This is a genomic window from Enemella evansiae, from assembly GCF_004362375.1.
In the GTDB taxonomy this organism is placed as follows: Bacteria; Actinomycetota; Actinomycetes; order Propionibacteriales; family Propionibacteriaceae; genus Enemella; species Enemella evansiae.
Genome location: NZ_SNXA01000013.1, coordinates 83,808 through 106,595, shown reverse-complemented (window position 1 = coordinate 106,595; position 22,788 = coordinate 83,808). Strand labels below are relative to the sequence as shown.

Genomic DNA, 22,788 nt, shown 5'->3' with positions numbered 1-22,788 from the left:
GCGCCCAGAACGCGCTCCCGCAAGGGCAGGATCATCCTTCTGGTGCTGATCGGGTTGCTGCTGGTGCTCGGTGGCATCTACTTCGCCGGATATGCGATGGCCGGGGACAAGCTGCCCAAGAACACCTCGATGGCCGGCATCCAGATCGGCGGGCTGACCGCCGACGAGGCGGTCAGCAAGCTGCAGACCGAATACGCCGGCCAGGCGGACAAGCCGTTCGTCATCAACGCCGAGGGCCGACGGCTGGAGCTGAAGCCCTCGGACGCGGGGATGAGCGTCGACTACCCGCAGACCGTCGACCAGGCGGGTGCCGGCAAGAGCCTGGCGCCCACCCACATCTGGCGGGTGCTCACCGGTGGCGGCGCGATCGAGCCGGTGACCCGGGTCGACCAGAACAAGCTCACCGGCGCGGTCGGCCAGTTGGCCGGTCAGGTGAACAAGGAGCCCAAGGACGCCACGGTCGCCTTCGCCGGCGCGGAGCTGAAGCGTACCCCCGGTGAGGACGCGATCGAGCTGCGCCAGACCGAGCTGACCAACACGCTCAAGTCGGCGTACCTGAACCAGACCGATGTCGAGGCGAAGATCAAGCGCACCCCGCCGACGATCACCGATGCGAAGGTCGAGGAGGTCGTCAACAGCTATGCCGGGCCGGCGGTCTCCGGGCCGATCAAGGTGGACACCGGCAAGGGGGTCGTCGAGGTCACCCCGACGATGATCGGCAACTCGAGCACGATCAAGGTCGAGGGCGACAAGTTGCAGGGCAGCACCGACGGCGAGAAGCTGTTCAAGGAGGCCCAGTCGGCGATCAAGAAGCTGGATCTGAAGGAACCGAAGGACGCCCAGTTCAAGTTCGAGGGCGGCCGACCGACGGTGGTGCCCTCGGTCGATGGTGCCCAGCTCGGCAAGGACAACTTCCTCAAGGCCGTGCTGCCCGCGGTGCCGACGACCGACAAGCGCGAGGTGAAGGCCGAGCTGACCCCGGCGCCGGCGAAGTTCACCACCGAGCAGGCCAACCAGCAGCTGCCCAAGGAAGTGATCGGGGAGTTCACCACCTACTACCCGCACGCCGACTACCGCAACACCAACCTCGGCCTGGCCGCCCAGCGGATCAGCGGCAACACCGTGCCCAAGGGTGAGGTGTTCTCGCTGGACAAGGCGCTCGGCAGCCGCAGCTCCGGTTACGTCGACGGATATGTGATCGACGGCGGCAAGCTGAAGAAGGAGAACGCCGGCGGCATCTCCCAGTCCGCCACCACCGTGTTCAACGCGGCCTGGTTCGCCGGCCTGGAAGACGTCCAGCATCAGCCGCACACCCTCTACTTCGACCGCTACCCGGCGGGCCGGGAGTCGACGATCTATTCCGGTGTGATCGATGTGAAGTTCCGCAACACCACCGACAACGCCATCTATCTGGAGTCGTCGGTCAACCGGTCCTCCCCGGGCGGCAAGGGTTCGATCACGGTCAAGATCTGGGGCACCAAGAAGTGGGACATCGAGTCCCCGGAGCCGACGAAGTCGAACTTCTACAACGGCAAGACGATCACCGACAACTCGCCGACCTGCGAGCCGCAGTCGGCCTCGCCCGGTTTCACCGCGAGCTACTACCGGCTGTTCAAGGTCAACGGGCAGGTCGTCAAGCGCGAGGACCAGAGCTGGAAGTACTCCGCGACCGACGAGATCAAGTGCACCAAACCCTGAGCGGGAGCCACGATGGTTGAGCGAGCGCGGGAGGCCCACGATGGCTGAGCGAGCGCCAGCGAGTCGAAGCCACGTCGTCCGGCTGGATCGCTACCCGGTCAAGGGTTTCGGTCCGCAGACCCTCGATCGGTTGACGGTACTCGAGAGTCGGGTCGTCGGGGACCGGGTGCTGGGATTCCGGTACGCCGATGCGGAGGAGACCGGCGACGGCTGGGGCACCAAGCGCCAGATGGTGGTGCTGATGAACACCCCGTCGATCGCCCGGTTGACGGTGCACACCGACGGTGACCGGATCCGGCTGCTGCGCGGCGACGAGCTGATCGCCGACGAGCCCCTCGACGCCGCCGGCCGGCAGCGGGTCGCGGCCCTGCTCGCCGACCAGCCCGAGGTGGACCTGCCGGCGGATTCACCGCATCGGCCGCTGCGTGTGGTCGGCGACGGCCGCACCCCGCAGCTGCAGGATCGCGAGCCGGGGTACGTCACCCTGCACAGCCGGGCCAGCATCGAGGCGTTCGCCGAGGCGACCGGCGGCGAGGTGGACCAGGTCAGGTTCCGCTCCAACGTGATCATCGACGGGGTCGAACCGCTGGCCGAACTCGGCTGGGCCGGCCGCCAGATCGCCATCGGCGGGATGCGGTTCCGGGTGCACCAGCCGCTGGTGCGCTGCCTGGCCACCCACGCCAACCCCAGCACCGGGGAACGTGACCTGAACGTGCTGCGTACCCTGACCCGCGGCCTCGACCTCCCCGAGCCGATCTTCGGGGTCTCACTGGTCGCCCTCGCCGACGGCGAACTCACCCTCGGCGACGACGTCACGCTCATCGACTAGTCACGTTCATCTCGATACGCGCCGCCGGCTCCGCTTCGCTGCGCCGGCGGCGCTACTCGATGAACGTCAGGGGAGCCGGAGCAGCGCCTGGACGGGGGTGTGGTCGCTCGGCCAGCGGCCGCGCCGGGTCCAGGTGTTGATGGCCGCCTCAAGGACCTGGATTCCCCTGGTGGCGAGGATCCAGTCGATCCGCACTCCCGCCGGATCGGGCGTCTTGTAGTTCGGGAAGGTGCCGACGCGCGGGGTGAGCTGCCTGGCGGCGGTCAGCCAGGTGTCCTGCAGGCCACCGTTGGTGACCAGCACGTCGTAGGGCACCGACTGCTCGGCGGCGGCGTTGGTGTCGGCGGTGAAGATCACCGGCAGACCGCTGGCGGCGATCTGGTCGCGTACCGTCTCCGCGCTGCGCACCTGGGCGTTCTGCGACTGGTGGTCGAAATGGGAGTTGATGTGCAGGAACTCCTTGCCGGTCTCCCGATCGGTGAAGCGCACCCAGGTGACGATCCGGGTGACCCGGTTGCCCCAGGTCGCCGAGCCGATCACGTCGGGGGTGTCGGAGAGCCAGTACTGGTCCCACTCCCGCGCCTCCAGCCGCCGGTCGTCATAGAAGATCGCCGAATACTCACCCGACGACCCGCCCGCGCGACCGTAACCGAGCATCCGGTGGTCCTTGCCCAGGCCCGCCTCGATCGCCGGCAGCTGGTTCCACTCGGCCTCCTGGACGCCGAGCAGCGTCGGCTGCTCCCGCTTCAGGAACTCGGTCACCAGCGGTGCCCGCTCGGGCCAGTAATCCGGCTCCCCGGGCTTGGTGATCCCCTCCCGGTCGTAGCGGATGTTGAAGCTCATCGCGTGCAGATCCGGCTTCTTCGCGCGGCCGATCAGCGCGGGACCGGCGCCGTTGTCCGCCGGCGCGGCGGTCGCTTTCGACGACGATCCGAAGGTGGCGGCCAGGGTGCCGGCAGCGGCGACACCGGCCGCCTGACCGAGTACGCCGCGGCGGGTGAACTGTGTTGCTCCCATGGTTCTCCTCAGCTGGGGGTGGTTGATGGGATGTCCGGAACGCTACTGGATGGCGGTCAGGCCGAGCCCGGCGAGGGTGGTCGCGGGGAGGTCGCTGGTGAGGACCAGGTTGCGGGCGCCGCGGCGGGCGGCCCAGGCGGCCAGCGGTTCCAGCGCGGCGGCGTCGGCGAGTCGCACGGCGACCCACTCGCCGTTCACCAGTGCCCGCGATTCACCGCGGTGCACCCGGTCGCCGGCCTCCGCGGTGACCCCGCTGTCGTCCAGGTGATCGACCAGATCGACGAGCCGGGCCACCCAGCAGTCACCGGTGCCGGCGAGCCAGCCGTCGTGGGCCAGGGCGCTCAGGCCACCGGTCTCGAACGCCAGCGGGTTCCGGCCGCGCGGCACCGTCGGGATCCGGCGGGCGAACAGGATCTCACCCCGGGACACCGTGTGCCGCACCCCGCGGCGGTCCTCGATGTGCAGTTCCAGATCGTCCAACGACAGCAGCAATCCGATCAGATCGGTGACCTGGCCCCCGGTCCCCAGCCGGAGCGAGAGCCGCATGCCGGGGCGTACCCCCTCGAGCCGATCGAGTGGGTCATGTCTCACCATCGGAGGGTCCTTTGCGAGGCGGGGGAGCGGGACGCGATACTAGGTTGGACAGCAGCGCCGAAGGGGCGCGGGACGAGGAGTGGAACGTTGACCTACATCATTGCTCAACCATGCGTGGACCTTAAGGACCGTGCCTGTGTCGAGGAGTGTCCCGTCGACTGCATCTATGAGGGTGCACGCATGCTCTACATCCAGCCCGACGAGTGCGTTGACTGCGGTGCGTGCGAACCGGTCTGCCCGGTCGAGGCGATCTACTACGAGGACGACGTTCCGAGCGAGTGGGCCAACTACTACGACGTGAACGTGCAGTTCTTCGACAAGTACGGTTCGCCCGGTGGTGCGTCCAAGATGGGCGTCGTCGACGACGATCACCAGTTCGTCAAGGATCTGCCCCCGCAGGAACACGACGAGTGATCGAGCCGCGCGGCGGACGCGTCAGGCAACCCCTCGCGGCGGCGCTCCCGGATTTTCCCTGGGACACCATCGCCGGCGCGAAGCAGCGGGCCGCCGCGCATCCCGACGGGATCATCAACCTGTCGGTCGGTACGCCGGTCGACCCGGTTCCCGAGGTGGTGCAGCGGGCGCTCGTCGAGGCGGTGGATTCCCCGGGTTATCCGGTCACCATCGGTACGCCGCGGCTGCGGCAGGCGATGGCCGACTTCCTGGTCCGGCGCTGCGGGGTCCAGGGTCTCGGTGAGCTGGCCGGGGTGCCCGCGATCGGGACCAAGGAGATCGTCGCGAATCTGCCGTCCCAGCTCGGGCTCGGCAGCGACGACACCCTGATCGTGCCGAGCGTCGCCTACCCGACCTACGCCGTCGGCGGGGGGTTGAGCCGCAGCCGGGTGGTCGTCACCGACGATCCGGACACCGCACCCGCGGCGACGATGGCCTGGATCAACTCGCCGTCCAATCCGACCGGTGCGGTCAGCGATCCCGGGCTGCTGCGCGGCTGGGTGAACTGGGCCCGCGAGCATGACGCGATCCTGGCCTCCGACGAGTGCTATCTGGAGTTCGGCTGGGAGGTCGATCCGGTCTCGGTCATGCACCCCGACATCTGCGGCGACAGCCACGCCAATCTGCTGGTCGCGCACTCGCTGTCCAAGCGTTCCAACCTGGCCGGTTACCGGGCCGGGTTCGTCGCCGGTGACCCGGCACTGCTGGCCGAGCTGCTGGAGGTGCGCAAGCACGCCGGGTTCATCATGCCCGAGCCGGTGCAGGCCGCGATGGCGGCCGCGCTGGATGACGAGCAGCACGTCGCACAGCAGCGGGAACGCTATCGGCGCCGGCGCGCGGTGCTGCGGCCGGCGCTGGAGGCGGTCGGGTTCACCATCGAGCACTCGGAGGCGGGGCTCTATCTGTGGGTGACCCGCGGGGAGTCCGGTCGTGCATCGCTGGATTTCCTTGCCGAGCAGGGAATCCTGGCCGCGCCGGGGGACTTCTATGGCAACGACTCGGCCGACCATCTGCGGGTCGCGCTGACCGCCACCGATGAGCGCATCGACGCCGCAGCCCAGCGGCTGGCCGCCGTCGCCGGCTGAACCCCGTCCGGATCGGCGGGCGACAACAGCGTTCATTTGGACGGCTTCGGTCGCTTGGCCGCCGGGTTCGTGCAGTTCACCGGTTGTCCACGGCGTGCATCTCGACACCTTCGATCAGCGTCGGGTCAGCGGAAGGTGACGATGACCGTCCGTTCGCCGCTGCTGCCGGCGCTGATCCACTTCGGCATCGAGTTGCCGTCGGGTTCCCAGGTGCGGGCATTGGTCTCCACCCGGGCGATGCCCTGCAGGCCGGCGTTCGCGGTGGCGTAATGCGCGATCGACCAGGCCTGCTGGGGATTGCGGGCGGTGATCGTCAGTGTCTTGCCGGAGGTGCGGGTGCTGAGCTTGCCGTGGGTGAGTGCCAGCTGGGTGCCGAACGCGTCGGGCTGACCCGCGTTGCTGCGCTCGTCGAAGCAGGACAACCCGCCGGGTGCCTGACCGGTGAACACCTTGCTCAGCACCACCGCGTTCTGCTCGTGCTTGCGGTACGCGTCCGGGAAGCCGGACTTCTGCACGGCCTGGGCGGTGTCGTTGACGTCACCGTTCTGCCAGTTCGGGATCTTCACCAGCGCGTTGTAGAAGGCATTGCTGGCATACCAGGGATCCATGATCTGCTGCTGGGTGCCCCAGTCCTGCGAGGGGCGCTGCTGGAACAACCCGATCGAGTCCCGGTCGCCATAGGTGAGGTTGCGGATCCCGCTCTCCTGATAGGCGGTCGCCATCGCGATCGTGGCCGCCTGCGGATCGAGCTGGCGCTGCACCGAGACGCCGACGATGATCGCGGTGAGGTACGCCTGCTCACGGGTCAGTGTCACCGAGCGGCCGTCGGCGGTCGCCACGCAGCGCTGCTCGAACTGCGTCGGCGGCAACTGCTGCCGGTCCCGGAGGAAGGCGAGCCCGAGCACGCCCACCGCGATCACGATCAGGATCACCACCGCGAAACAGCCGACGGTCCGCCCGGCTCGGCCGGTTCGCCCGGTGCTGGTCGCGCGTGCCATCGAGCTCAGTTGGCGTGCAGGATGTCGTTGAGCGCGACGGTGCGCCCGGTGCGATCGCGCACCTCGACGGCGCCGGTCTGGGAGTTGCGCAGGAACAGCAGGCCGTCCTTGCCGGACAAGGTGGCGGCCTTGACGACCTCACCGCCCACATCCACCTTGGTGCCGGCGGTGACATAGAGCCCCGCCTCGACCACGCAGTCGTCGCCGAGGGCGATGCCGATGCCGGATTCCGCGCCCAGCAGGCAGCGCTCACCGATCGAGACCCGCTCGGTGCCGCCACCGGAGAGCGTGCCCATCGTGGAGGCGCCGCCGCCGATGTCGGACCCGTCGCCGACCACCACGCCCTGGGAGATCCGGCCCTCGACCATCGAGGTGCCCAGGGTGCCGGCGTTGAAGTTGACGAAGCCCTCGTGCATCACAGTGGTGCCGGGGGACAGGTGGGCGCCGAGGCGTACCCGGTCGGCGTCGCCGATCCGCACCCCGGTGGGGATCACGTAGTCGACCAGTCGCGGGAATTTGTCCACCCCGAAGACGGTGACGTGGCCGCGGGCGGCGCGCAGCCGGGCCCGGGTGCTCTCGAAGCCCTCCACCGCGCAGGGGCCGGCGGAGGTCCAGACGACATTGGTCAGGACGCCGAACAGGCCGTCCAGGTTGATCGTGTTCGGCTGCACCAGGGTGTGGCTGAGCAGATGCAGCCGCAGGTAGGCATCCGGCATGTCGGCCGGCTTGGTGTCCAGATCGATGGTGACCAGCTCGACCGCGGTGCTCACCTGGCGCACGTCGTCCCGGCCGGCCGCGGCGGCCAGCTCCTCGGGCGCCTCGGACCCGTCGTGGGTGCCGAGGGCGGGTGCGGGGAACCAGGTGTCGAGGACCTGTCCGGAGTCGTGCCGGGACACCAGTCCCCACCCCCAGGCCATGCGCGCGTTCTGCTGCTCAGTCATGGCGGCAACCCTACCCAACCGGACCCACTGCTCTTGCCCCTCTTATCGAGAAACATTAATATCGAAAAACGATAAGGCTGATGAGGAGAGATGGGATGATGACGAACGATCAGGAGCGCGTGCTCGGGATGCGATTCGACCGGTCGGACTGGTTCGTGCTGCGGGTGCTGCCGTGGTTGGTTGCCGGTCTGCTGGCCGGCGGCGGGCCGTTCGCACAGGTGGCGGCCCTGTTGACCGGCCGCTACCCACTCGAGGTGCCGGTCCTCACCGGGCCAGCGGTCGAGGCCGGGCAGGCGCCGGGGGTGTCGGTGCACTGGTCGCAGCAGACCTGGCTGATCGATCCCGAGCCGGGCCTGCTGGCGGTCCTGCTGATCGAACCGGTGCTGACCCTGGTGGCGCTCGCCGTCGGGGTGTTGCTGCTGGATCGGCTGGTCCGGCAGTTGCGGGCCGAGCCGTTCGCGCCGCGCAGCGCCCGGTTGCTCGGGCTGCTCGGGCTGCTGCTGATGGTCTGGGGAGCCGCCGCGCCGATGCTGCGCTTCGGCGGTTCACTGTTCGCGCAACTGCAGTCGCGGACCGACCAGGTCGCCGAGTTCAGCGTCGCACCGTTCTCGCTGGGCGGTTATCTGGCACCGCTGGTGCTCGGCCTGTTGCTGGTGGCCATCGCGTACGCCTTCCGGCGCGGGCAGCGACTGGCCGACGACGTGGCCGGGCTGGTCTGATGCCGGTCGAGGAACCGCACCGGGTGGTCTGCCATCTCGACCGGCTGCTGGCCGAGCGCGGACTGACCCTGACCGCACTGAGCGAACGCGTCGGGGTCAGCCTGGTGAATCTGTCGGTGCTGAAAAACGATCGCGCCAAGGCGATCCGCTTCTCCACCCTGACCGCGCTGTGTGACGCGCTCGACTGCACGCCGGGGGAGTTGTTCGAGGTGCGCCAACCCTCGGATGGCTAGGGTGGGGGCCATGAGTGACCTCGACTTGTCCGGTGACGTCGTCGACCTCTTCCAGACACTGGTCGACATCGAATCCGTCTCTGGCAATGAGGGGCCGATCACCGACGCCATCGAGGCGGCCCTGCAGAACCAGCCCCACCTGAAGACCGACCGGATCGGGAACACCCTGATCGCCCGCACCGAGCTCGGCCGCGACAACCGGGTGCTGGTCGCCGGGCACACCGACACCGTCCCGCTGACCACCCCCGAGCCGAACCTGCCCTCCCGCTTCGAGGGCAGCGGCGCCGACCGGATCCTGATCGGCCGCGGCACCTGTGACATGAAGGGCGGGGTCGCGGTGGCGCTCAACCTGGCTGCCGAGCTCACCGAACCGGTCCATGACGTGACCTGGGTCTGCTACGACAACGAAGAGGTCGAGGCCGCCAAGAACGGGTTGAACAAGGTGGCCGCCGAGCGCCCCGAACTGCTCGCCGCCGACTTCGCCGTGCTCGGTGAGCCGACCGGCGCCCGGGTCGAGGGCGGCTGCCAGGGCACGATGCGGGCGGTGGTCACCTTCACGGGCACCGCGGCGCACTCGGCCCGCGCCTGGATGGGCCACAACGCGATCAACGACGCCGCCGAGCTGCTGAACCGGCTGACCGCCTACGAGCCGGAGAAACCGGTCGTCGACGGGCTCGAATACCACGAGGGCCTGAACGCGGTCCGGATCACCGGCGGCATCGCCGGCAACGTGATCCCGGATCGCTGCGAGATCGAGCTGAACTACCGGTTCGCACCCGACAAGGACCTGGCGGCTGCCGAGGCGTACCTCACCGATTTCCTGCAGGGCTTGGATTTCCGGATCACCGACAAGGCCGCCGGTGCCCGGCCGGGGCTCGACCTGCCGGTCGCCCAGGGCTTCCTGGCGGCCGTCGGCGGCGAGCCGCGTGCCAAGTACGGCTGGACCGACGTGTCGCGATTCGCCGCTCTCGGCGTACCCGCGGTGAACTTCGGGCCGGCGGACCCGATCAAGGCACACACCGACGACGAGTACTGCCCGATCGACCAGCTCCATCGCTGCCGCGAGGTGCTCGGCGGCTGGCTCTCGGGGGGTGCACGATGACCCCGCAGTTGCCGCCGCAGCGCGGGCTGGACGACCACGAGCGTCGCCAGCAGGGGCCGGTGTTCCGCTCCCGCGACATGGTGCAGCCGACCACCACCGACCAGCGGCTGCTGGAATCCCGCGGCCCCTCGGACTGGGTGCACACCGACCCCTGGCGGGTGCTGCGGATCCAGTCGGAGTTCGTCGAGGGTTTCGGCACGCTCGCCGAACTGGGCACCGCCATCAGCGTCTTCGGCTCGGCACGGACCCCGCGGGACCATCCGATGTACGCCGCCGCGCAGGATCTGGGTGCCAAGCTGGTTCGCGCCGGATTCGGGGTGATCACCGGTGGCGGCCCCGGCATCATGGAGGCCGCCAACCGCGGTGCCTGCGACGAGGGCGGGGTCTCGGTCGGACTGGGCATCGAGCTGCCGTTCGAGACCGGGCTGAACGAATACGTGACCCTCGGCATCAACTTCCGCTACTTCTTCGCCCGCAAGACGATGTTCGTGAAGTATTCACAGGGGTTCGTGGTGATGCCCGGCGGCTTCGGCACCTTCGACGAGCTGTTCGAGGCGTTGACCCTGGTGCAGACCCGCAAGGTCACCGACTTCCCGGTGGTGCTGTTCGGCTCGGACTACTGGGGCGGGCTGAAGCAGTGGCTCGTCGACAAGGCCCTGGGCGAGGGATACATCTCACCCAAGGATGTCGATCTGCTGCCGATCGTCGATGATGTGGACGAGGCGGTGGCCATCATGGTGGAACGCAACACCCCGGCCGAGGAGGGCCCCTGATGGAAATGGTGATCGTCATCGTGGCGGTTGTCGTGCTCGGACTGGCCGCCATGGTCGCCGCCGGCAAGCTGGGGGAGATGAAGGCCGAACCGGTCCGCGATGTCTACGAACCGCCGCTGCCGGCCGACGGCGAGCTGCACGGTGACGACCTCGAGGGGGTCCGGTTCGGGGTGCAGGCTCGTGGCTACGACATGGCCGAGGTCGACGACCTGATGGCCCGGATGGCGCGGGAACTGGACGAGCGGGACCGCCGGATCAGCGAGTTGGGCGAGGGCCGGGTGCCCGGCCGGGCCAGCGTGACGAAGGAACCGGGGGATCGGGTCGAGTGGCTCGAAGACCGCGCCGAGGCGGAGGACGAGGACCCCGAGCCGGATCCGGAGACCCGGCAGAAGGCGGACCGGTGGCGCGGCAAGAACGAGGACGAGTCGGACTGGGCGCAGTACCGGCCGGGCTCCGGATCCGGCGGCAGCACCCGCACCGACGCCCCCTGAGTGCACCCCCCGAGCTGTGGCGGGGCAGCATCACACGCCCAGCAGGGGTCAATCAACCGCAACGGGCCCGAATGCGGAATAATGGGTGCCGAGTCACCCTGGGGACCCGAGCATGAGGTCCACTGACGAGAGATGAGGATGCGCGATGGCAGCTATGAAGCCGCGAACCGGAGACGGCCCGATGGAAGTCACCAAGGAGGGTCGCGGGATCGTCATGCGGGTCCCCCTCGAAGGTGGCGGGCGCCTGGTGGTGGAGATGAACGCGCAGGAGGCGGAGGAGCTCGCCGCAGCTCTCAAGGGAGTCGTCGGCTGACCCACCCTCGCCAGCCATGTGATCGGGCCCCGGGATCGTTTCCCGGGGTCCGTTTTTCATGCATCGCGGTCCCGGCAGCGAATGATCATGGAATATTCGTACCTGCATACGTATGTTTGCAGATGAAGGGCCGAATATTCCATGATCATTCGGAGTCAGCGCGTGCGGGCGGCATGCGCCTCGATCGCTGCGGCGTACACATCCATCGTCTGTTGCGCGATCTTCTCCCAGGAGAACTCGTCGATGCAGCGCTGCCGGCCGGCGCGGCCCATCTCCGCGGCCCGGGCGGGGTCGCGGGTCAACTCGTTCACCTTCGCCGCGAAGTCGGCCTCGAAGCCCGCGACGAACTCCGGATCGTCGGCCCGCGCCGGGTCGTAGTCGACCAGCAACCCGGTCTGCTGATCGGCGACCACCTCGGGAATGCCGCCGACCGCCGAGGCGACCACCGCGGTCTCACAGGCCATCGCCTCCAGGTTCACGATGCCCAACGGTTCGTAGATCGAGGGGCAGGCGAACACCGTCGAATGCGACAGCACCTGGCGTACGCTCGCCCGCGGCAGCATCTCCTGCACCCAGATCACCCCACCGGAGCGGGCGTGCTTGAGGTGGGCGAAGGCGTCGTTGAACTCGGCCGCGATCTCGGGGGTGTCCGGGGCACCGGCGAGCAGCAGCAGCTGGGTGTCCGGGTCGAACTGCTCGGCCGCTCGGACCAGATGCACCAGCCCCTTCTGCCGGGTGATCCGGCCGACGAAGGTGACCACCGGCCGGTCCAGATCGACCCCCAGTCCGGTGAGCACCGAGGTGTCCGGATCGGGCTTGAACTCCTCGGGGTCGATCCCGTTCTTCACCACATGGATCCTGTCGGGATCGACATCGGGATAGGCATTCAGGATCGCCGGGCGCATCGCCTCGCTGACCGCGATCACCGCGTCGGCACCCTCGTACGCCGTCCGCTCGGCCCAGGAGCTGAGCCGATAACCGCCACCCAGCTGCTCCGCCTTCCAGGGCCGGTCCGGCTCCAGGGAGTGCGAGGTGACCACATGCGGAATGTTCTGGAAGAGCCCGGTCAGATGGCCACCCAGATTGGCGTACCAGGTATGGGAATGCACCACATCGACCTCGGGCACCGCGGCCGTCATCGCCAGGTCGGCACCGAAGACCCGCAGCGCCGGATTCGCGCCCGCGGGGAAGTTCTCCGGGTGCGCGGTGGCACCCTCGCGGGGCTCACCCATGCACTGCACGTCGACCTCGGCGAGCCGACGCAACTGCGGTACCAGCTGGGCGACGTGCACGCCCGCGCCGCCGTAGATCGAAGGGGGATATTCCCGCGTGAAGACGGCGATGCGCATGGTCATGGCATTGATCGTGGCACAGCAGGTGCCCGGTCCGCAGGAATCATCGGAAAGTGAATTCTCACCCCGGGAAAGGAAAGTTCGTCCCATGGGCTCACTGGGCTTGTCTGGCGGGACCACCGGCCCATAGGTTCGTGTCATGACAGGAGGGCGTCCCCGGGTGTTGTCCATCGTCCTCGCCGGCGGCGAGGGCAAGCGCCTGATGCCGTTGACGGCCGACCGGGCGAAGCCGGCCGTCCCGTTCGGCGGGACCTACCGGTTGATCGACTTCGTGCTCTCCAACCTGGTGAACAGTGATCTGCGCCAGATCTGCGTGCTCACCCAGTACAAGTCGCATTCCCTCGACCGGCACATCTCGCTGACCTGGCGGATGTCAACCATGCTGGGGAATTACGTCACCCCGGTGCCGGCCCAGCAGCGGCTCGGCCCGCGCTGGTACCAGGGCAGCGCCGATGCGATCTTCCAGTCGATGAACCTGATCAACGACGACGATCCCGACTATGTGGTGGTCTTCGGTGCGGACAACATCTATCGGATGGATGTCTCGCAGATGCTCAACCAGCACATCGAATCCGGGCTGGGCTGCACGGTCGCCGGGATCCGGGTGCCGCGGCGGGAGGCGAGCGCCTTCGGCATCATCGACGCCGGCACGGACAACAAGATCAAAGAATTCCTGGAGAAGCCCGCCGATCCACCCGGCCTGCCGGATTCGCCGGAGGAATCGTTCGCCTCGATGGGCAACTACATCTTCACCCGCGATGCGCTGGTGGAGGCGTTGGAGGCCGACGCGGCCGACACCAACGCCCGCCACGACATGGGCGGCGACATCATCCCGCGGTTCGTCGAGCGGGGGCAGGCCCAGGTGCACGACTTCACCACCAACAGCGTGCCCGGTGCGACCGCGAAGGACCAGAACTACTGGCGCGACGTCGGCACCATCGACGCCTACCACGAGGCGCACATGGATCTGGTGTCGGTGAACCCGAACTTCTCGGTCTACAACGACGAATGGCCGATCTGGACCTATCAGCCGCAGCGCCCGGGGGCGAAGTTCGTGCTCCGCGGCAACGCCGAGGACTCGATCGTCTCGGCCGGGTGCATCATCTCCGGTGGCGATGTCGACGCCTCGGTGCTCTCGCCGAACGTGCGCGTCGACAAGTGGGCCAACGTGGAGCACTCGGTGATCATGGACAACGTGCGGATCGGCCGCAATGCCGTGGTACGCAAGGCGATCCTGGACAAGAACGTGGTCGTGGACGAGGGCTGCGAGGTCGGCGTCGATGCCGAGAAGGACCGCGCCCGCGGTTTCACCATCTCGCCCAACGGGGTGACCGTCGTGGGCAAGGGTGTGCACGTCACCCGCGACTGACCGCCCACCGGGGGCGGGCTCGGCTTCGATCGCTCAGCCGGCGTACGCCTCGGCGGGACCGGGGGACCAGTCCGGGTTCAGTGCCTGGTAGAGGACGTGGTCCTGCCAGCGGCCGGCGATCCGGACGTAATCCGGCGCGAACCCGTAGCGGGTGAAACCGTTGCGTTCCAGCACCCGCTGGGAGGCCAGGTTGTCCGGCAGCGTGCCCGCCTCCAGGCGGTGCAGATTCAAGCCGGCGAAGGCGGTACGCCGCAGCTCGGCGACCGCAGCGGTGGCGATGCCGCGGCCGGTGACCGATTCGGCCACCCAGTAGCCGACGCTCGCGTACTGTCCGGCGCCACGGACGATCGAGTTGAGGTTGGCCCGCCCGACGATCCGGTCGGCCAGCTCGATCACCATCGGATAGCTGCTGCCCTGGGCGTGCCGCAGCAGCGCATCGGTGAGGGCGGTCAGCTGGCCGGCCTCGGTGAACCAGCCCGGGTCGCGCAACGGCTCCCACGGCGCCAGGAATTCCCGATTCGAGGTCAGCAGCGCCGCCAGTTCGGCGGCATCGTCCTCACGGACCAGCCGCAGGACGGGGTCGCTCACGCCTTGACGGCCACCAGCAGGCCGTCGCCGACCGGCACCAGGGACACGGTCAGATCCTCATCGGTCTGGATGCCGGTGAGCGCCTCGCGGATCACGATCGTCTCGTCCTCGGTGTTGTTGGGATCGGCGACCTTGTTGCCCCACAGGGCGTTGTGCAGCACCAGCAGACCGCCGTGCCGCAGCAACCGCATCGCCTCGGCGACGAACTCGCCGTACTCCAGCTTGTCGCCGTTGATCCAGACCAGGTCGTACGCCCCATCGCTCAGCTTGGGCAGCACGTCCAGCGGCTGACCGGCGATCAACCGGAAGCGGCGGTTCGCGATCCCGGCGGAGGTGAACGCGTTCCGGGCCGCGGTCTGGTGGTCGTGCTCCGGGTCGACGCTGGTCAGGATGCCCTGCTCGCCCATGCCGGCGAAGAAGGCCAGCCCGGACACGCCACCGCCGGTGCCGATCTCGACGACCGCACGGGCGCCGATCGACTTCGCCAGCACCGTCAGCAGGCTGGCCGCACCGCGGGAGACCGGGGTGACCCCGAGCTCGCCGGCCTCCACCCGGGCATCGGCCGCGCCGTCGGGCTCGGCCGCGAAGTCCTCGGCGAACGACCAGGACGCGGCGCGCGGTGCCGCCTGGTTGCCGGACCGGCCGCGATTGCTCGCGGTACGAGAACTGCTGTTGCCGCCTGGGTTCGCATTCACACAGGTCAGCCTAGCGTCGGCACACGGGTGGGTAGTACCCACGCCCGACCGATGCCGACGAGTAACATCGCCTCCATGCCAACCGCCAATCTGCCCTTCGGCCGCCTGCTGACCGCGATGGTCACACCCTTCGATGCGCAGGGTGCGGTGGACCACGAGAAGGCGGCCGAGCTGGCGGCGTACCTGGTCGATGAGATGGCCAACGATGCGCTGGTCATCTCCGGCACCACCGGTGAGTCGCCGACCACCACCGATGCGGAGAAGGCCGACCTGCTGCGCACCGTGGTCGCCGCGGTCGGGGACCGGGCCCAGGTGCTGGCCGGGGTCGGCACGTTCAGCACCCGGCACACCGTCGAGCTGGCCGAGCAGGCCGCGGCCGCCGGCGCCGACGGTCTGCTGGTGGTGACCCCTTATTACTCCAAGCCGCCGCAGCCGGCGCTGGTACAGCACTTCAGCACCGTCGCCGAGGCGACCGAGCTGCCGATCATGCTCTATGACATCCCGCACCGCTCCGGTGCCGAGATCGCCACCGACACCCTGAAGCGGCTCGCCGAGCACCCGCGGATCGTGGCGGTGAAGGACGCCAAGGGCAACCTGACCGAATCCGGTCGGGTGATGGCCGCGACCGACCTGGCCTTCTATTCCGGTGACGATGCCGCCACCCTGCCGCTGCTATCCATCGGCGGCGTCGGACTGGTCGGCACCTCGACGCACTTCACCGGGGCGCTGGCCAAGCAGATGATCGAACGGTTCGTGGCCGGCGAGGTCGCCGAGGCGCTGGAGCTGCACCGCCGGCTGGAACCCACCTTCACCGGGGTCTTCGCCACCCAGGGCTGCATCATGGTGAAGGCCGGCCTCGAGCTGCAGGGCCGCGGGGTCGGTGGACTGCGGCCGCCGATGATCGAGGCCACCGACGAGCAGCGGCGTACCTTCGCCGACGTCCTGACCTCCTCCGGTCTGCTCTAGGGGTCCCCACAGCCGCTCACAGGTGACGCACAGGTTCATCCGCCATGATGAGGACCCGATGACGTCGAGAGGGGGATCGATGCCGCTGACCGGACGCTGGCGCGCTCAGTCGACCACGGTTGAGCAGGATCCCGAGACCACCAACGCCAGGCGACGCCAGAAGCCCGACCCCGCGGCCGATCCCGACTGGGTGCCGCCCACCTGGGAGGAGCTGGTCCGCGACCATTCCGCCCGGGTCTACCGGTTGGCGTACCGACTGACCGGCAATCCGCACGATGCCGAGGACCTCACGCAGGACGCGTTCATCCGCGTCTTCCGCTCGCTGCACCGGTTCCAGCCCGGCACCCTGGAGGGCTGGCTGCACCGGATCACCACCAACCTCTTCCTCGATCAGGCCCGCCGCGGGCGCCGGATCCGCTTCGACGGGCTCGGCGACAACCCCGAGGAGCGGCTCGGCGGGGACGCCCGGCAACCGCAGGACGCGGTCGCCGACGCCGATCTCGATCATGATGTGGCCCGCGCCCTGGCCGGCCTGTCGCCGGAGTTCCGGGCCTGCGTCGTGCTCTGCGACATCGAGGGGCTCAGCTACGAGGAGATCGCCGAGGTGCTCGATCTGAAGCTGGGCACCGTGCGAAGCCGGATCCACCGCGGCCGGGCGCAACTGCGTTCCGCCCTCGCCCATCGGGAACCCACCGGCGCCCGCCGTCGTTACCTGGGCGTGGAGGCAGAACAGGGGTGACCGCTTCGGGCGGGCACCGGCGGGGCGGTGGTTGCCCCGACCGGCACGATGCGCTGTCGGCATTCGTCGACGGCGCGCTCGGCGACCCCGATCGGCAACGCCTGCTCGCCCATCTCAGTGACTGCCCCGGCTGCCGCGAGGAGCTCGATGAGCTGCGCCGGCTCCAGGACCGGGTACGCTCCAGCGCCCCCGACCCCGCGGCGCCACGCGATCTCGCCGACCGGTTGACCGCGATCGCCGGGGACGGCCACGCCACCCCGCTCTATGCCCGCCCCTTCGACGCCGGCCGGTCCCGCGCGCCGCGCGGTGGCACCCGGTTGCCGAGCCGACGCCGCCGGGTCCGGGTGCTGGCCCTGGGCACGGTCGCCGGTAGTTGTCTGGGACTGGTCGGGGCAGTCGGTGTCGGCTGGGTCGCCGCGCCGCCCACCCACACCCCCGCCATCGACCCGACCTCGACCGCGCGCCGGGAGTTCGCTGCCGTGCTCGCCGACGACGGGATCGGCAACCGGGCGGTGGCCGCGGTGCGGGGCACCGATCGCGGCGGCCCCCGGGTGGAGAGCGCCGTGGCGCCCCCGGTGCCGACCGTGCTGGTCCCCGGCCCCGAGGCGAGGCAGTGGTTGCAGCGCGCCGACAGCGCCGGCACCGCGACCCCGATCTCCGGCACCCAGCAGGTCCAGGTGCGGCACCTCAACGGCTACTGGGTCGCCAGCGCGCAGGTGGTCACCGACCCGGCCACCGGGACCCGGGTGCTGGCGGCCGGTTCCGACAAGCAGACCGCGCAGAGCTGGTGGCCCGCCCCCGGTGCGACCCCCGGGGCCACGGCCGCCGAACTGGCCGCCGCCCACCACGAGCTGGCGACCGCGCCCGGACCGGTGATCGCCGGCCATGACAGTCAGGTGGTCGAGGCCCGCAACGAGAGCGGCCGGGTCGTCGCCCGCTGGTGGCTGGACCGGCAGACCGCGGTGGTGCTGTGGCAGCAGACCTTCGACGAGCGGGGGCAGACCGTGCTCTCCGCCGGTTTCAGCCGGGTACGGATCGGTGCCGGGGCGGCCTCCGGTGGCGTCCAGGCCCTGGCTGCCCAGGACACCCTCACCCTCTCCGGGACCGGCCCGGCCCAGGCACGGGTGCTGACCCAGCAGGGCTGGAGCTGCTCGGACCGGTTGGCCGGACTGGATCTGGTGCAGGTTCGCCGCGGTGAGATCGACAACGCTGCCGGCGGTGGTGAGGAGACCCTGCACACGGTCTATGGCGACGGGGTGACCACGCTGAGTGTGATCCAGCAGCGTGGCGCGCTCGGCGGTGCGCCCGAGGGCTTCGTCTGGGATCCGCAGCTGCGTGCGTACCGGAGTCTGGGGATCACCACCACACTCCTCTGGCAGAGCGGCGACACCGTGATCACCGTGGTCACCGACGGGTCGGAGGAGGTGGCGGCCACCGCCGTCGCGTCGTTGCCGCACGACCCGCCGGTGCTGCGGACCCGGACCCAGCGGGTGGTCGACGGCTGGCAGCGGATCCTGGGCGGTGGCTGATGTCCGGGAGTCGACAGTGAGCCAGTGGCCCGGCGGTGATCACGGGGGAGATCAGCAGCCGTCGTTCCAGCGCCCGTCCTGGGGACCCGAACCCTGGCAGCACGTCACCCCGCCGCCCCCATCGCAGCCGCAGTACCAGCCGGTGCCACCCGGCCCGACCGCTCCGCTGCAACCGACCGCTCCGCTGCCGCCGCCCGCTCGGCAGTCGCCGCCGCGGCCCCGGCTCGCCACGGTGGTCGCGGTCTCCGCGGTGACCGCGCTGCTCGTCGGTGGCGGCGCCGGTTATGGCGGGATGTGGTTGGCGCGCTCGACCGGCCCCGGTGCGCCGGTGGCGACCGGTGGCGCGCCGACCGCGCTGCCGGCACCGGCCGGGGCGAGCAGCACCCGGCCGACGCCCGCCCGGGCACCCGGTGGACCGGCCGGTGCCCCGAGCGATGTCAGCCAGGTCGCCGAGGCGGTGCTGCCGAGCACGGTCACCATCGCCTTCCGCAACGCCGGCCGCACCGGTACCGGGTCGGGGTTCGTGATCGATGGGCCCGGTGGCCTGCTGATCACCAACAACCACGTCGTCGAACCGGCCTCCGGCGGCGGCGAGCTGCAGGTCCAGCTGCCCAGCGGGGAACGGGTGCCGGCGGAGATCGTCGGCCGCAGCCCCAGCTACGACCTGGCGGTGATCCGGGTCGCGCAGCGCGATCAGCTGGTACCGGTCCAGCTCGGCGATTCCGATTCGGTACGCCCCGGCCAGCCGGTCGTCGCGGTGGGCGCCCCGCTCGGCCTCGGCGGCACCGTGACCTCGGGGATCGTCTCCGCCGTCGAGCGGCCCCTCAGCGTCGGTGGCGGGCAGAGCGCCGACGACGCGGTGGCGTACATCAACGGGATCCAGACCGACGCCTCCATCAACCCGGGCAACTCGGGCGGGCCGCTGGCCGACGCACAGGGCCGGATCGTCGGGGTGAACTCGGCGATCCTCACCCTGGGTGGCAGCTCGTCCGCAGACCGCGGCGGCAACATCGGTCTGGGCTTCGCGATCCCGATCAACCAGGTGCGGGAGATCTCCGATCAACTGGTTCGCGAGGGCCGGGCCACCTATCCGGTGATCGGTGCCTCGGTGAGCGCCGACGCAGACGGGGTGGTGCGGCTCGCCTCGGTGCAGGCGGGTGGGCCGAGCGCCGCCGCCGGGCTGCGCAGCGGTGACATCGTGGAGTCGGTGGACGGCAAGGCGGTGAACACCGCCACGGAGCTGATCGTGCGGGTCCGCAGCCACCGGCCGACCGAGCAGGTGAAGCTGTCGATCCGTGGCCGGGGTGAGGTCGCGGTCACCCTGGGATCGAGGGTCGGCTGAGCGGCTAGGCTGGCCCCCATGTTCGATGTCGGCCCCGGGGAATTCGTGCTGCTGGTGGTGCTGGCAGTCATCCTCTTCGGCCCCGAGAAGCTGCCGGAGTTCGCGAAGAAGGCGGCGCGGGTGCTGCACTACCTGCGCGGGGTCGCCAACAATGCGCAGTCCACGCTGTCCCGCGAGCTCGGTACCGATGTGGACATCCGCGACCTGAACCCCCGCGCCTTCGTGCAGAAGCATCTCCTCGATGAGGTGCAGCCGGTCATCGACGATGTGAAGCGCGACCTGCAGCAGGCCGACGCCGACGTCCGGGCCGAGGTCGCCCAGGTCCGCAGCAACCTCAGCGACGCCCGCGATGAGAAGGTCGGCTCCGGCCTCGGCATGGCCCCCTTCGACCCCGAGGCGACATAGTTCTGTCGGCTCGCGCGGCGGCGCTGTAGCCCCGCTCTTCGGCCCAGTCGTCGAAATCCTCGCGTCGGTTTCTGGTGTGGACGGGTTGGCTGACGCGGGATTTCTCCTTGGTGGGCCTGCATCGCGGGGCGCGCCGCCTCGACGCTCGCCTCCGGTTTCTGTCGGCTCGCGCGGCGGCGCTGTAGCCCCCTCGACGCTCGCCTCCGATTTTCCCGCTCATCGAGTAGCGAGCCATGCGCAGCGAAGCGGAGCAATGGGTCGCGTGTCGAGATGAGCCTGCACCGCCCGCGTCAACTGTCGGCGGCGAATTCGCTGCGGAGGGCGCGGGCCGCGTACTCGGCGGCAGTCCGGCCGCCGAAGGAGCCATGGAAGTCGGGCTCGCTCTCGTAGAGGTCGGTCAGGCCGCAGATCATCTTCCGTGAGCGCTCCGCGTCACCGCTGTGGGTCGGTGTGCCCGGAATCGCTGCCAGCCAGTCGAGGTGGGCGCGGGTCTGTTCGCGGACCGGTTCGGAGTCCACCGCGTGTCCGGCCTCGCACAGCTCTCCCCAGTGGGAGAGCAGTGCCTCCGCCTCGCGCTGCCACCGGCGTCGCTGATCGATGTTCTTGTCATGCCACCAGCGGTCGGCGGCATCGAATGCCTCCCGCCCCCAGCGGGAGACAACCTCATCCTCGTAGCGGTCATTGAAGCCATCGAGCATCACCTCCATCCGCGGTTCCCGGCCGGCGCGCCGCATGGCCAGGGTGTGTTCGACGGCACGCGTCCGGCGATCGATCACCGCCCGCTCGTGTGCGAGCCGACCCAGATGCATTTCGAGGGCGGCCACCTCGGCCTCGGTCGAATCGGCAGCGTCCACCACCGAGGCGATGTCGGCCAGGGACATGCCGGTATCCCGCAGCAGCAGGATCCGTTGCAGGCGAGCAACGGCGACCGGCCCGTAGAAGCGGTACCCGTTGCTGCCGATCCGATCCGGCTCCAGCAACCCGATCCGGTGGTAGTGCCGCAGCGTGCGACCGCTGATCCCGGCCCGCGCGGCCAACTCGTGCACCGTCCACTCCATGCCGAGATCGTCTCAGAGCAGACGGTTCCGGGCGACGTCGAGGATCTCGGCGGCCGGCGTACGCACGGCACTCGCGGCCGTACCCTCGATGGCGTCGAGGTACGCCCGAACGAACCGGGCACCGGCCGCGTACCCGGCACCGGTCGGCAGCCCCAACGGTTCGGTGCCGAACAATCGCGCACTGGCGTCGCCGTGGATCCAGGCGGTGAAGTTCGCCATCCCCGTCACCTCCAGACCGCTCGCGACCTTCGCGAGCACGGTGTCGTCGGTCCGGGTCGCGGACGCCACGAAATGTGAGTAACCGAGGTCGCCGTACAGCTCGGCGGCGAACACGTCTGCCAACCCTTCGGCGACCACCTGTTCACCGACCGCCACGGTCGCCGGATCCCAACGCACGCCGCCGGGGGAGTAGCGCACATTGTGATGCAGCTCATGCGCCGCGACCGCTTCCAATCGCTCCAGCACCGTCTCCGTGGGCCACAGGGTGAGCGAGATGTATCCGCTGATGCCACCGAATGCCGACAGCCCCTGCACCTCGTCGATGAAGTGCGGGTTGTCTGGGTCGCCGACGATCAGCAGCACGGTCAGATCGGGGATCCCCGCCTCGGGATCGGCCCTGCGCAACGTCTCGACGCCGCGCTCCAGCCCTGCCCGGATCCGGCGCCATGCGTCGGCGTCGGCGAGGGCCCGCACGGCCTGCCGCACCTCGTCGGCGTCGTCACCCCAGTCGAAACCGAAGCTCTGCCGATGCGCCTCGGCGAGATCGATCTCACCGGGTGCGAACCGGTACATGCCAGCCATCGGAGCCCACATCCGCCGCACCAACTCCGGTCGCTCCGTGGCGGGGGCGTCGAGGATGCCGGTCATCAGGGCCGCCGAATCAATCACCGAGATGGTCATGGCGCATGACGCTAGACATTGCCGCTGCGGCAAGGTCAACCCAGCAGCAACCGCGCCGGCAGCGCCAGTTCCTCCTTCACCGAATCCAGCACGAACATCGTGTCGTAGCGGCGGATGTTGTCGTCGGATTTGAACAGCTCGTTACCCAGGTCGCGCAGCTCGGGGATCGAGGCGGCTGACACCAGGACCGCATAGTCGTAGCGGCCCGACAGCAGGAAGCACTGCTGCACCGCCGGATGTGCGCGCAGGGTGTCCGCCAGCCGCCGGTGGTGTTCCACCGATTCGTCGGCCAGCGAGAGCAGAACCAGCGCGCGGGTGACCTGAGGAGCCTGGTCCGGTGCGATCCGGGCGACCGTGCGGATGAGCCCGCTGTTCTTGTACCGCTGGATCCGTCGCTGCACCGCACTGGGCGACAGGCCGACCAGCTCACCGAGTTCGCGCAGTGTGCGATCGGCGTCGGCCTGCAGTTCGTCGAGCAGACGGAGGTCGATCTCGTCGAGTTGCAGACGGATTCCGGGCACGCAAAATTGTTGCGTCATGGCGCAAACTTTGCAAGCGGTACCCGGGCGATGATCCCTAGGTTTGGCGGCATGGACTTT

26 protein-coding genes are annotated in these 22,788 nt (G+C 69.5%); 16 read left to right on the top strand and 10 right to left on the bottom strand.

The window, feature by feature from the left end; translation table 11 throughout:
• The first annotated feature begins 42 nt into the window (after window positions 1-42).
• Together C8D81_RS18105 and C8D81_RS18100 are read left to right on the top strand one after the other, a co-directional pair.
• Complete coding sequence (locus tag C8D81_RS18105; RefSeq protein ID WP_094429902.1) at window positions 43-1,698, top strand: VanW family protein; 1,656 nt, start codon at window positions 43-45, stop codon at window positions 1,696-1,698.
• 40 nt (window positions 1,699-1,738) lie between these two features.
• Window positions 1,739-2,527, top strand: coding sequence for an MOSC domain-containing protein (locus tag C8D81_RS18100; protein ID WP_094429901.1), 789 nt, complete (start codon window positions 1,739-1,741; stop codon window positions 2,525-2,527).
• Between the two features lie 66 nt (window positions 2,528-2,593).
• On the opposite strand, the gene C8D81_RS18095 is transcribed toward C8D81_RS18100, so the two are convergent.
• Window positions 2,594-3,544 carry an endonuclease/exonuclease/phosphatase family protein gene (locus C8D81_RS18095; RefSeq protein WP_133626540.1) on the bottom strand — a complete coding sequence of 317 codons (951 nt, stop codon included), beginning with the start codon at window positions 3,542-3,544 and terminating at the stop codon, window positions 2,594-2,596.
• A 42-nt stretch (window positions 3,545-3,586) separates the two neighbouring features.
• The gene (locus tag C8D81_RS21070) at window positions 3,587-4,138 is read right to left on the bottom strand and encodes a hypothetical protein (protein ID WP_166646881.1); all 552 of its coding nucleotides are present in this window, start codon (window positions 4,136-4,138) and stop codon (window positions 3,587-3,589) included.
• 87 nt (window positions 4,139-4,225) lie between these two features.
• Here C8D81_RS21070 and fdxA point away from each other — a divergent pair, with 87 nt between their 5' ends.
• Both fdxA and dapC read left to right on the top strand, forming a co-directional pair.
• A complete protein-coding gene (gene fdxA / locus C8D81_RS21370) occupies window positions 4,226-4,552 on the top strand; it encodes a ferredoxin (protein WP_208109383.1) in 327 nt (108 codons plus the stop codon).
• Window positions 4,549-5,676: a succinyldiaminopimelate transaminase gene (gene dapC / locus C8D81_RS18085; protein ID WP_324614832.1), complete on the top strand. Its 1,128-nt coding sequence runs from the start codon at window positions 4,549-4,551 to the stop codon at window positions 5,674-5,676. The genes fdxA and dapC overlap by 4 nt, the downstream gene beginning before the upstream one ends.
• 125 nt (window positions 5,677-5,801) lie before the next feature.
• Here the strand turns inward: dapC and C8D81_RS18080 are convergent, their stop codons facing one another.
• A complete protein-coding gene (locus C8D81_RS18080; protein ID WP_094359228.1) occupies window positions 5,802-6,674 on the bottom strand; it encodes a hypothetical protein in 873 nt (290 codons plus the stop codon).
• Between the two features lie 5 nt (window positions 6,675-6,679).
• A complete protein-coding gene (dapD, locus tag C8D81_RS18075; RefSeq protein WP_094359230.1) occupies window positions 6,680-7,615 on the bottom strand; it encodes a 2,3,4,5-tetrahydropyridine-2,6-dicarboxylate N-succinyltransferase in 936 nt (311 codons plus the stop codon).
• A gap of 95 nt (window positions 7,616-7,710) precedes the next feature.
• Between dapD and C8D81_RS18070 the strand changes: the two genes are divergently transcribed.
• The 6 genes from C8D81_RS18070 to C8D81_RS18045 all read left to right on the top strand — a co-directional run bounded on the left by C8D81_RS18070 (window position 7,711) and on the right by C8D81_RS18045 (window position 11,246).
• Window positions 7,711-8,334 (top strand): hypothetical protein, encoded by a 624-nt coding sequence (locus tag C8D81_RS18070; protein ID WP_094359231.1) that lies wholly within the window; start codon window positions 7,711-7,713, stop codon window positions 8,332-8,334.
• On the top strand, window positions 8,334-8,567 hold the full coding sequence (locus tag C8D81_RS18065) for a helix-turn-helix domain-containing protein (protein ID WP_094359233.1): 234 nt from the start codon (window positions 8,334-8,336) through the stop codon (window positions 8,565-8,567). The genes C8D81_RS18070 and C8D81_RS18065 overlap by 1 nt, the downstream gene beginning before the upstream one ends.
• A 10-nt stretch (window positions 8,568-8,577) precedes the next feature.
• On the top strand, window positions 8,578-9,669 hold the full coding sequence (gene dapE / locus C8D81_RS18060) for a succinyl-diaminopimelate desuccinylase (protein WP_133626537.1): 1,092 nt from the start codon (window positions 8,578-8,580) through the stop codon (window positions 9,667-9,669).
• The gene (locus tag C8D81_RS18055; protein WP_094359234.1) at window positions 9,666-10,442 is read left to right on the top strand and encodes an LOG family protein; all 777 of its coding nucleotides are present in this window, start codon (window positions 9,666-9,668) and stop codon (window positions 10,440-10,442) included. Before dapE ends, C8D81_RS18055 begins: the two co-directional genes overlap by 4 nt.
• Window positions 10,442-10,933: a DivIVA domain-containing protein gene (locus C8D81_RS21365; RefSeq protein WP_179258053.1), complete on the top strand. Its 492-nt coding sequence runs from the start codon at window positions 10,442-10,444 to the stop codon at window positions 10,931-10,933. The genes C8D81_RS18055 and C8D81_RS21365 overlap by 1 nt, the downstream gene beginning before the upstream one ends.
• A 145-nt stretch (window positions 10,934-11,078) precedes the next feature.
• On the top strand, window positions 11,079-11,246 hold the full coding sequence (locus C8D81_RS18045; RefSeq protein ID WP_094359238.1) for a DUF3117 domain-containing protein: 168 nt from the start codon (window positions 11,079-11,081) through the stop codon (window positions 11,244-11,246).
• 155 nt (window positions 11,247-11,401) lie between these two features.
• On the opposite strand, the gene glgA is transcribed toward C8D81_RS18045, so the two are convergent.
• Window positions 11,402-12,595 carry a glycogen synthase gene (gene glgA, locus C8D81_RS18040; protein WP_094359262.1) on the bottom strand — a complete coding sequence of 398 codons (1,194 nt, stop codon included), beginning with the start codon at window positions 12,593-12,595 and terminating at the stop codon, window positions 11,402-11,404.
• 142 nt (window positions 12,596-12,737) lie between these two features.
• On the opposite strand from glgA, the gene glgC reads away from it, so the two are divergent.
• Window positions 12,738-13,967: a glucose-1-phosphate adenylyltransferase gene (gene glgC, locus C8D81_RS18035; RefSeq protein WP_094359240.1), complete on the top strand. Its 1,230-nt coding sequence runs from the start codon at window positions 12,738-12,740 to the stop codon at window positions 13,965-13,967.
• A gap of 33 nt (window positions 13,968-14,000) precedes the next feature.
• On the opposite strand, the gene C8D81_RS18030 is transcribed toward glgC, so the two are convergent.
• The gene (locus C8D81_RS18030) at window positions 14,001-14,555 is read right to left on the bottom strand and encodes a GNAT family N-acetyltransferase (RefSeq protein ID WP_133626536.1); all 555 of its coding nucleotides are present in this window, start codon (window positions 14,553-14,555) and stop codon (window positions 14,001-14,003) included.
• Complete coding sequence (locus C8D81_RS18025) at window positions 14,552-15,250, bottom strand: O-methyltransferase (protein WP_094359244.1); 699 nt, start codon at window positions 15,248-15,250, stop codon at window positions 14,552-14,554. Before C8D81_RS18025 ends, C8D81_RS18030 begins: the two co-directional genes overlap by 4 nt.
• A gap of 75 nt (window positions 15,251-15,325) precedes the next feature.
• On the opposite strand from C8D81_RS18025, the gene dapA reads away from it, so the two are divergent.
• From dapA to C8D81_RS18000, 5 genes are all read left to right on the top strand, one after another.
• The gene (dapA, locus tag C8D81_RS18020) at window positions 15,326-16,216 is read left to right on the top strand and encodes a 4-hydroxy-tetrahydrodipicolinate synthase (protein WP_208109382.1); all 891 of its coding nucleotides are present in this window, start codon (window positions 15,326-15,328) and stop codon (window positions 16,214-16,216) included.
• Window positions 16,217-16,295: 79 nt separating this feature from the next.
• Window positions 16,296-16,955, top strand: coding sequence for an RNA polymerase sigma factor SigE (sigE, locus tag C8D81_RS18015; protein WP_133626535.1), 660 nt, complete (start codon window positions 16,296-16,298; stop codon window positions 16,953-16,955).
• Window positions 16,952-18,484 (top strand): zf-HC2 domain-containing protein, encoded by a 1,533-nt coding sequence (locus tag C8D81_RS18010; protein WP_094403345.1) that lies wholly within the window; start codon window positions 16,952-16,954, stop codon window positions 18,482-18,484. Before sigE ends, C8D81_RS18010 begins: the two co-directional genes overlap by 4 nt.
• A 16-nt stretch (window positions 18,485-18,500) precedes the next feature.
• Entirely contained in the window at window positions 18,501-19,826 is a 1,326-nt protein-coding gene (locus C8D81_RS18005) for a S1C family serine protease (RefSeq protein WP_094403346.1), read from the top strand.
• Window positions 19,827-19,844: 18 nt separating this feature from the next.
• Entirely contained in the window at window positions 19,845-20,231 is a 387-nt protein-coding gene (locus C8D81_RS18000) for a sec-independent translocase (RefSeq protein WP_094356403.1), read from the top strand.
• 290 nt (window positions 20,232-20,521) lie between these two features.
• Here C8D81_RS18000 and C8D81_RS17995 read toward each other — a convergent pair whose 3' ends face one another.
• Genes C8D81_RS17995 through C8D81_RS17985 form a run of 3 tightly spaced genes read right to left on the bottom strand, consistent with a single transcriptional unit; the run spans window position 20,522 to window position 22,728 of the window.
• Window positions 20,522-21,289, bottom strand: coding sequence for a MerR family transcriptional regulator (locus tag C8D81_RS17995; protein ID WP_133626534.1), 768 nt, complete (start codon window positions 21,287-21,289; stop codon window positions 20,522-20,524).
• 12 nt (window positions 21,290-21,301) lie between these two features.
• Entirely contained in the window at window positions 21,302-22,189 is an 888-nt protein-coding gene (locus tag C8D81_RS17990) for a DUF2268 domain-containing protein (RefSeq protein WP_133626533.1), read from the bottom strand.
• A 35-nt stretch (window positions 22,190-22,224) separates the two neighbouring features.
• The gene (locus C8D81_RS17985; RefSeq protein WP_133626532.1) at window positions 22,225-22,728 is read right to left on the bottom strand and encodes an Lrp/AsnC family transcriptional regulator; all 504 of its coding nucleotides are present in this window, start codon (window positions 22,726-22,728) and stop codon (window positions 22,225-22,227) included.
• Window positions 22,729-22,788: the final 60 nt, after the last annotated feature.

What these genes read in the sequence shown, in the direction of transcription:
- dapE (WP_133626537.1), top strand. Translation starts at nt 8,578, where the DNA reads ATGAGTGACCTCGACTTGTCCGGTGACGTCGTCGACCTCTTCCAGACA.
- C8D81_RS18095 (WP_133626540.1), bottom strand. Translation starts at nt 3,544, where the DNA reads ATGGGAGCAACACAGTTCACCCGCCGCGGCGTACTCGGTCAGGCGGCC.
- dapA (WP_208109382.1), top strand. Translation starts at nt 15,326, where the DNA reads ATGCCAACCGCCAATCTGCCCTTCGGCCGCCTGCTGACCGCGATGGTC.
- C8D81_RS18000 (WP_094356403.1), top strand. Translation starts at nt 19,845, where the DNA reads ATGTTCGATGTCGGCCCCGGGGAATTCGTGCTGCTGGTGGTGCTGGCA.
- C8D81_RS21070 (WP_166646881.1), bottom strand. Translation starts at nt 4,138, where the DNA reads ATGGTGAGACATGACCCACTCGATCGGCTCGAGGGGGTACGCCCCGGC.
- C8D81_RS18045 (WP_094359238.1), top strand. Translation starts at nt 11,079, where the DNA reads ATGGCAGCTATGAAGCCGCGAACCGGAGACGGCCCGATGGAAGTCACC.
- C8D81_RS18100 (WP_094429901.1), top strand. Translation starts at nt 1,739, where the DNA reads ATGGCTGAGCGAGCGCCAGCGAGTCGAAGCCACGTCGTCCGGCTGGAT.
- glgA (WP_094359262.1), bottom strand. Translation starts at nt 12,595, where the DNA reads ATGCGCATCGCCGTCTTCACGCGGGAATATCCCCCTTCGATCTACGGC.
- C8D81_RS17985 (WP_133626532.1), bottom strand. Translation starts at nt 22,728, where the DNA reads ATGACGCAACAATTTTGCGTGCCCGGAATCCGTCTGCAACTCGACGAG.
- C8D81_RS21365 (WP_179258053.1), top strand. Translation starts at nt 10,442, where the DNA reads ATGGAAATGGTGATCGTCATCGTGGCGGTTGTCGTGCTCGGACTGGCC.
- C8D81_RS17990 (WP_133626533.1), bottom strand. Translation starts at nt 22,189, where the DNA reads ATGACCATCTCGGTGATTGATTCGGCGGCCCTGATGACCGGCATCCTC.
- C8D81_RS18055 (WP_094359234.1), top strand. Translation starts at nt 9,666, where the DNA reads ATGACCCCGCAGTTGCCGCCGCAGCGCGGGCTGGACGACCACGAGCGT.
- C8D81_RS18065 (WP_094359233.1), top strand. Translation starts at nt 8,334, where the DNA reads ATGCCGGTCGAGGAACCGCACCGGGTGGTCTGCCATCTCGACCGGCTG.
- sigE (WP_133626535.1), top strand. Translation starts at nt 16,296, where the DNA reads ATGCCGCTGACCGGACGCTGGCGCGCTCAGTCGACCACGGTTGAGCAG.
- glgC (WP_094359240.1), top strand. Translation starts at nt 12,738, where the DNA reads ATGACAGGAGGGCGTCCCCGGGTGTTGTCCATCGTCCTCGCCGGCGGC.
- C8D81_RS18080 (WP_094359228.1), bottom strand. Translation starts at nt 6,674, where the DNA reads ATGGCACGCGCGACCAGCACCGGGCGAACCGGCCGAGCCGGGCGGACC.
- C8D81_RS18070 (WP_094359231.1), top strand. Translation starts at nt 7,711, where the DNA reads ATGATGACGAACGATCAGGAGCGCGTGCTCGGGATGCGATTCGACCGG.
- C8D81_RS17995 (WP_133626534.1), bottom strand. Translation starts at nt 21,289, where the DNA reads ATGGAGTGGACGGTGCACGAGTTGGCCGCGCGGGCCGGGATCAGCGGT.
- dapD (WP_094359230.1), bottom strand. Translation starts at nt 7,615, where the DNA reads ATGACTGAGCAGCAGAACGCGCGCATGGCCTGGGGGTGGGGACTGGTG.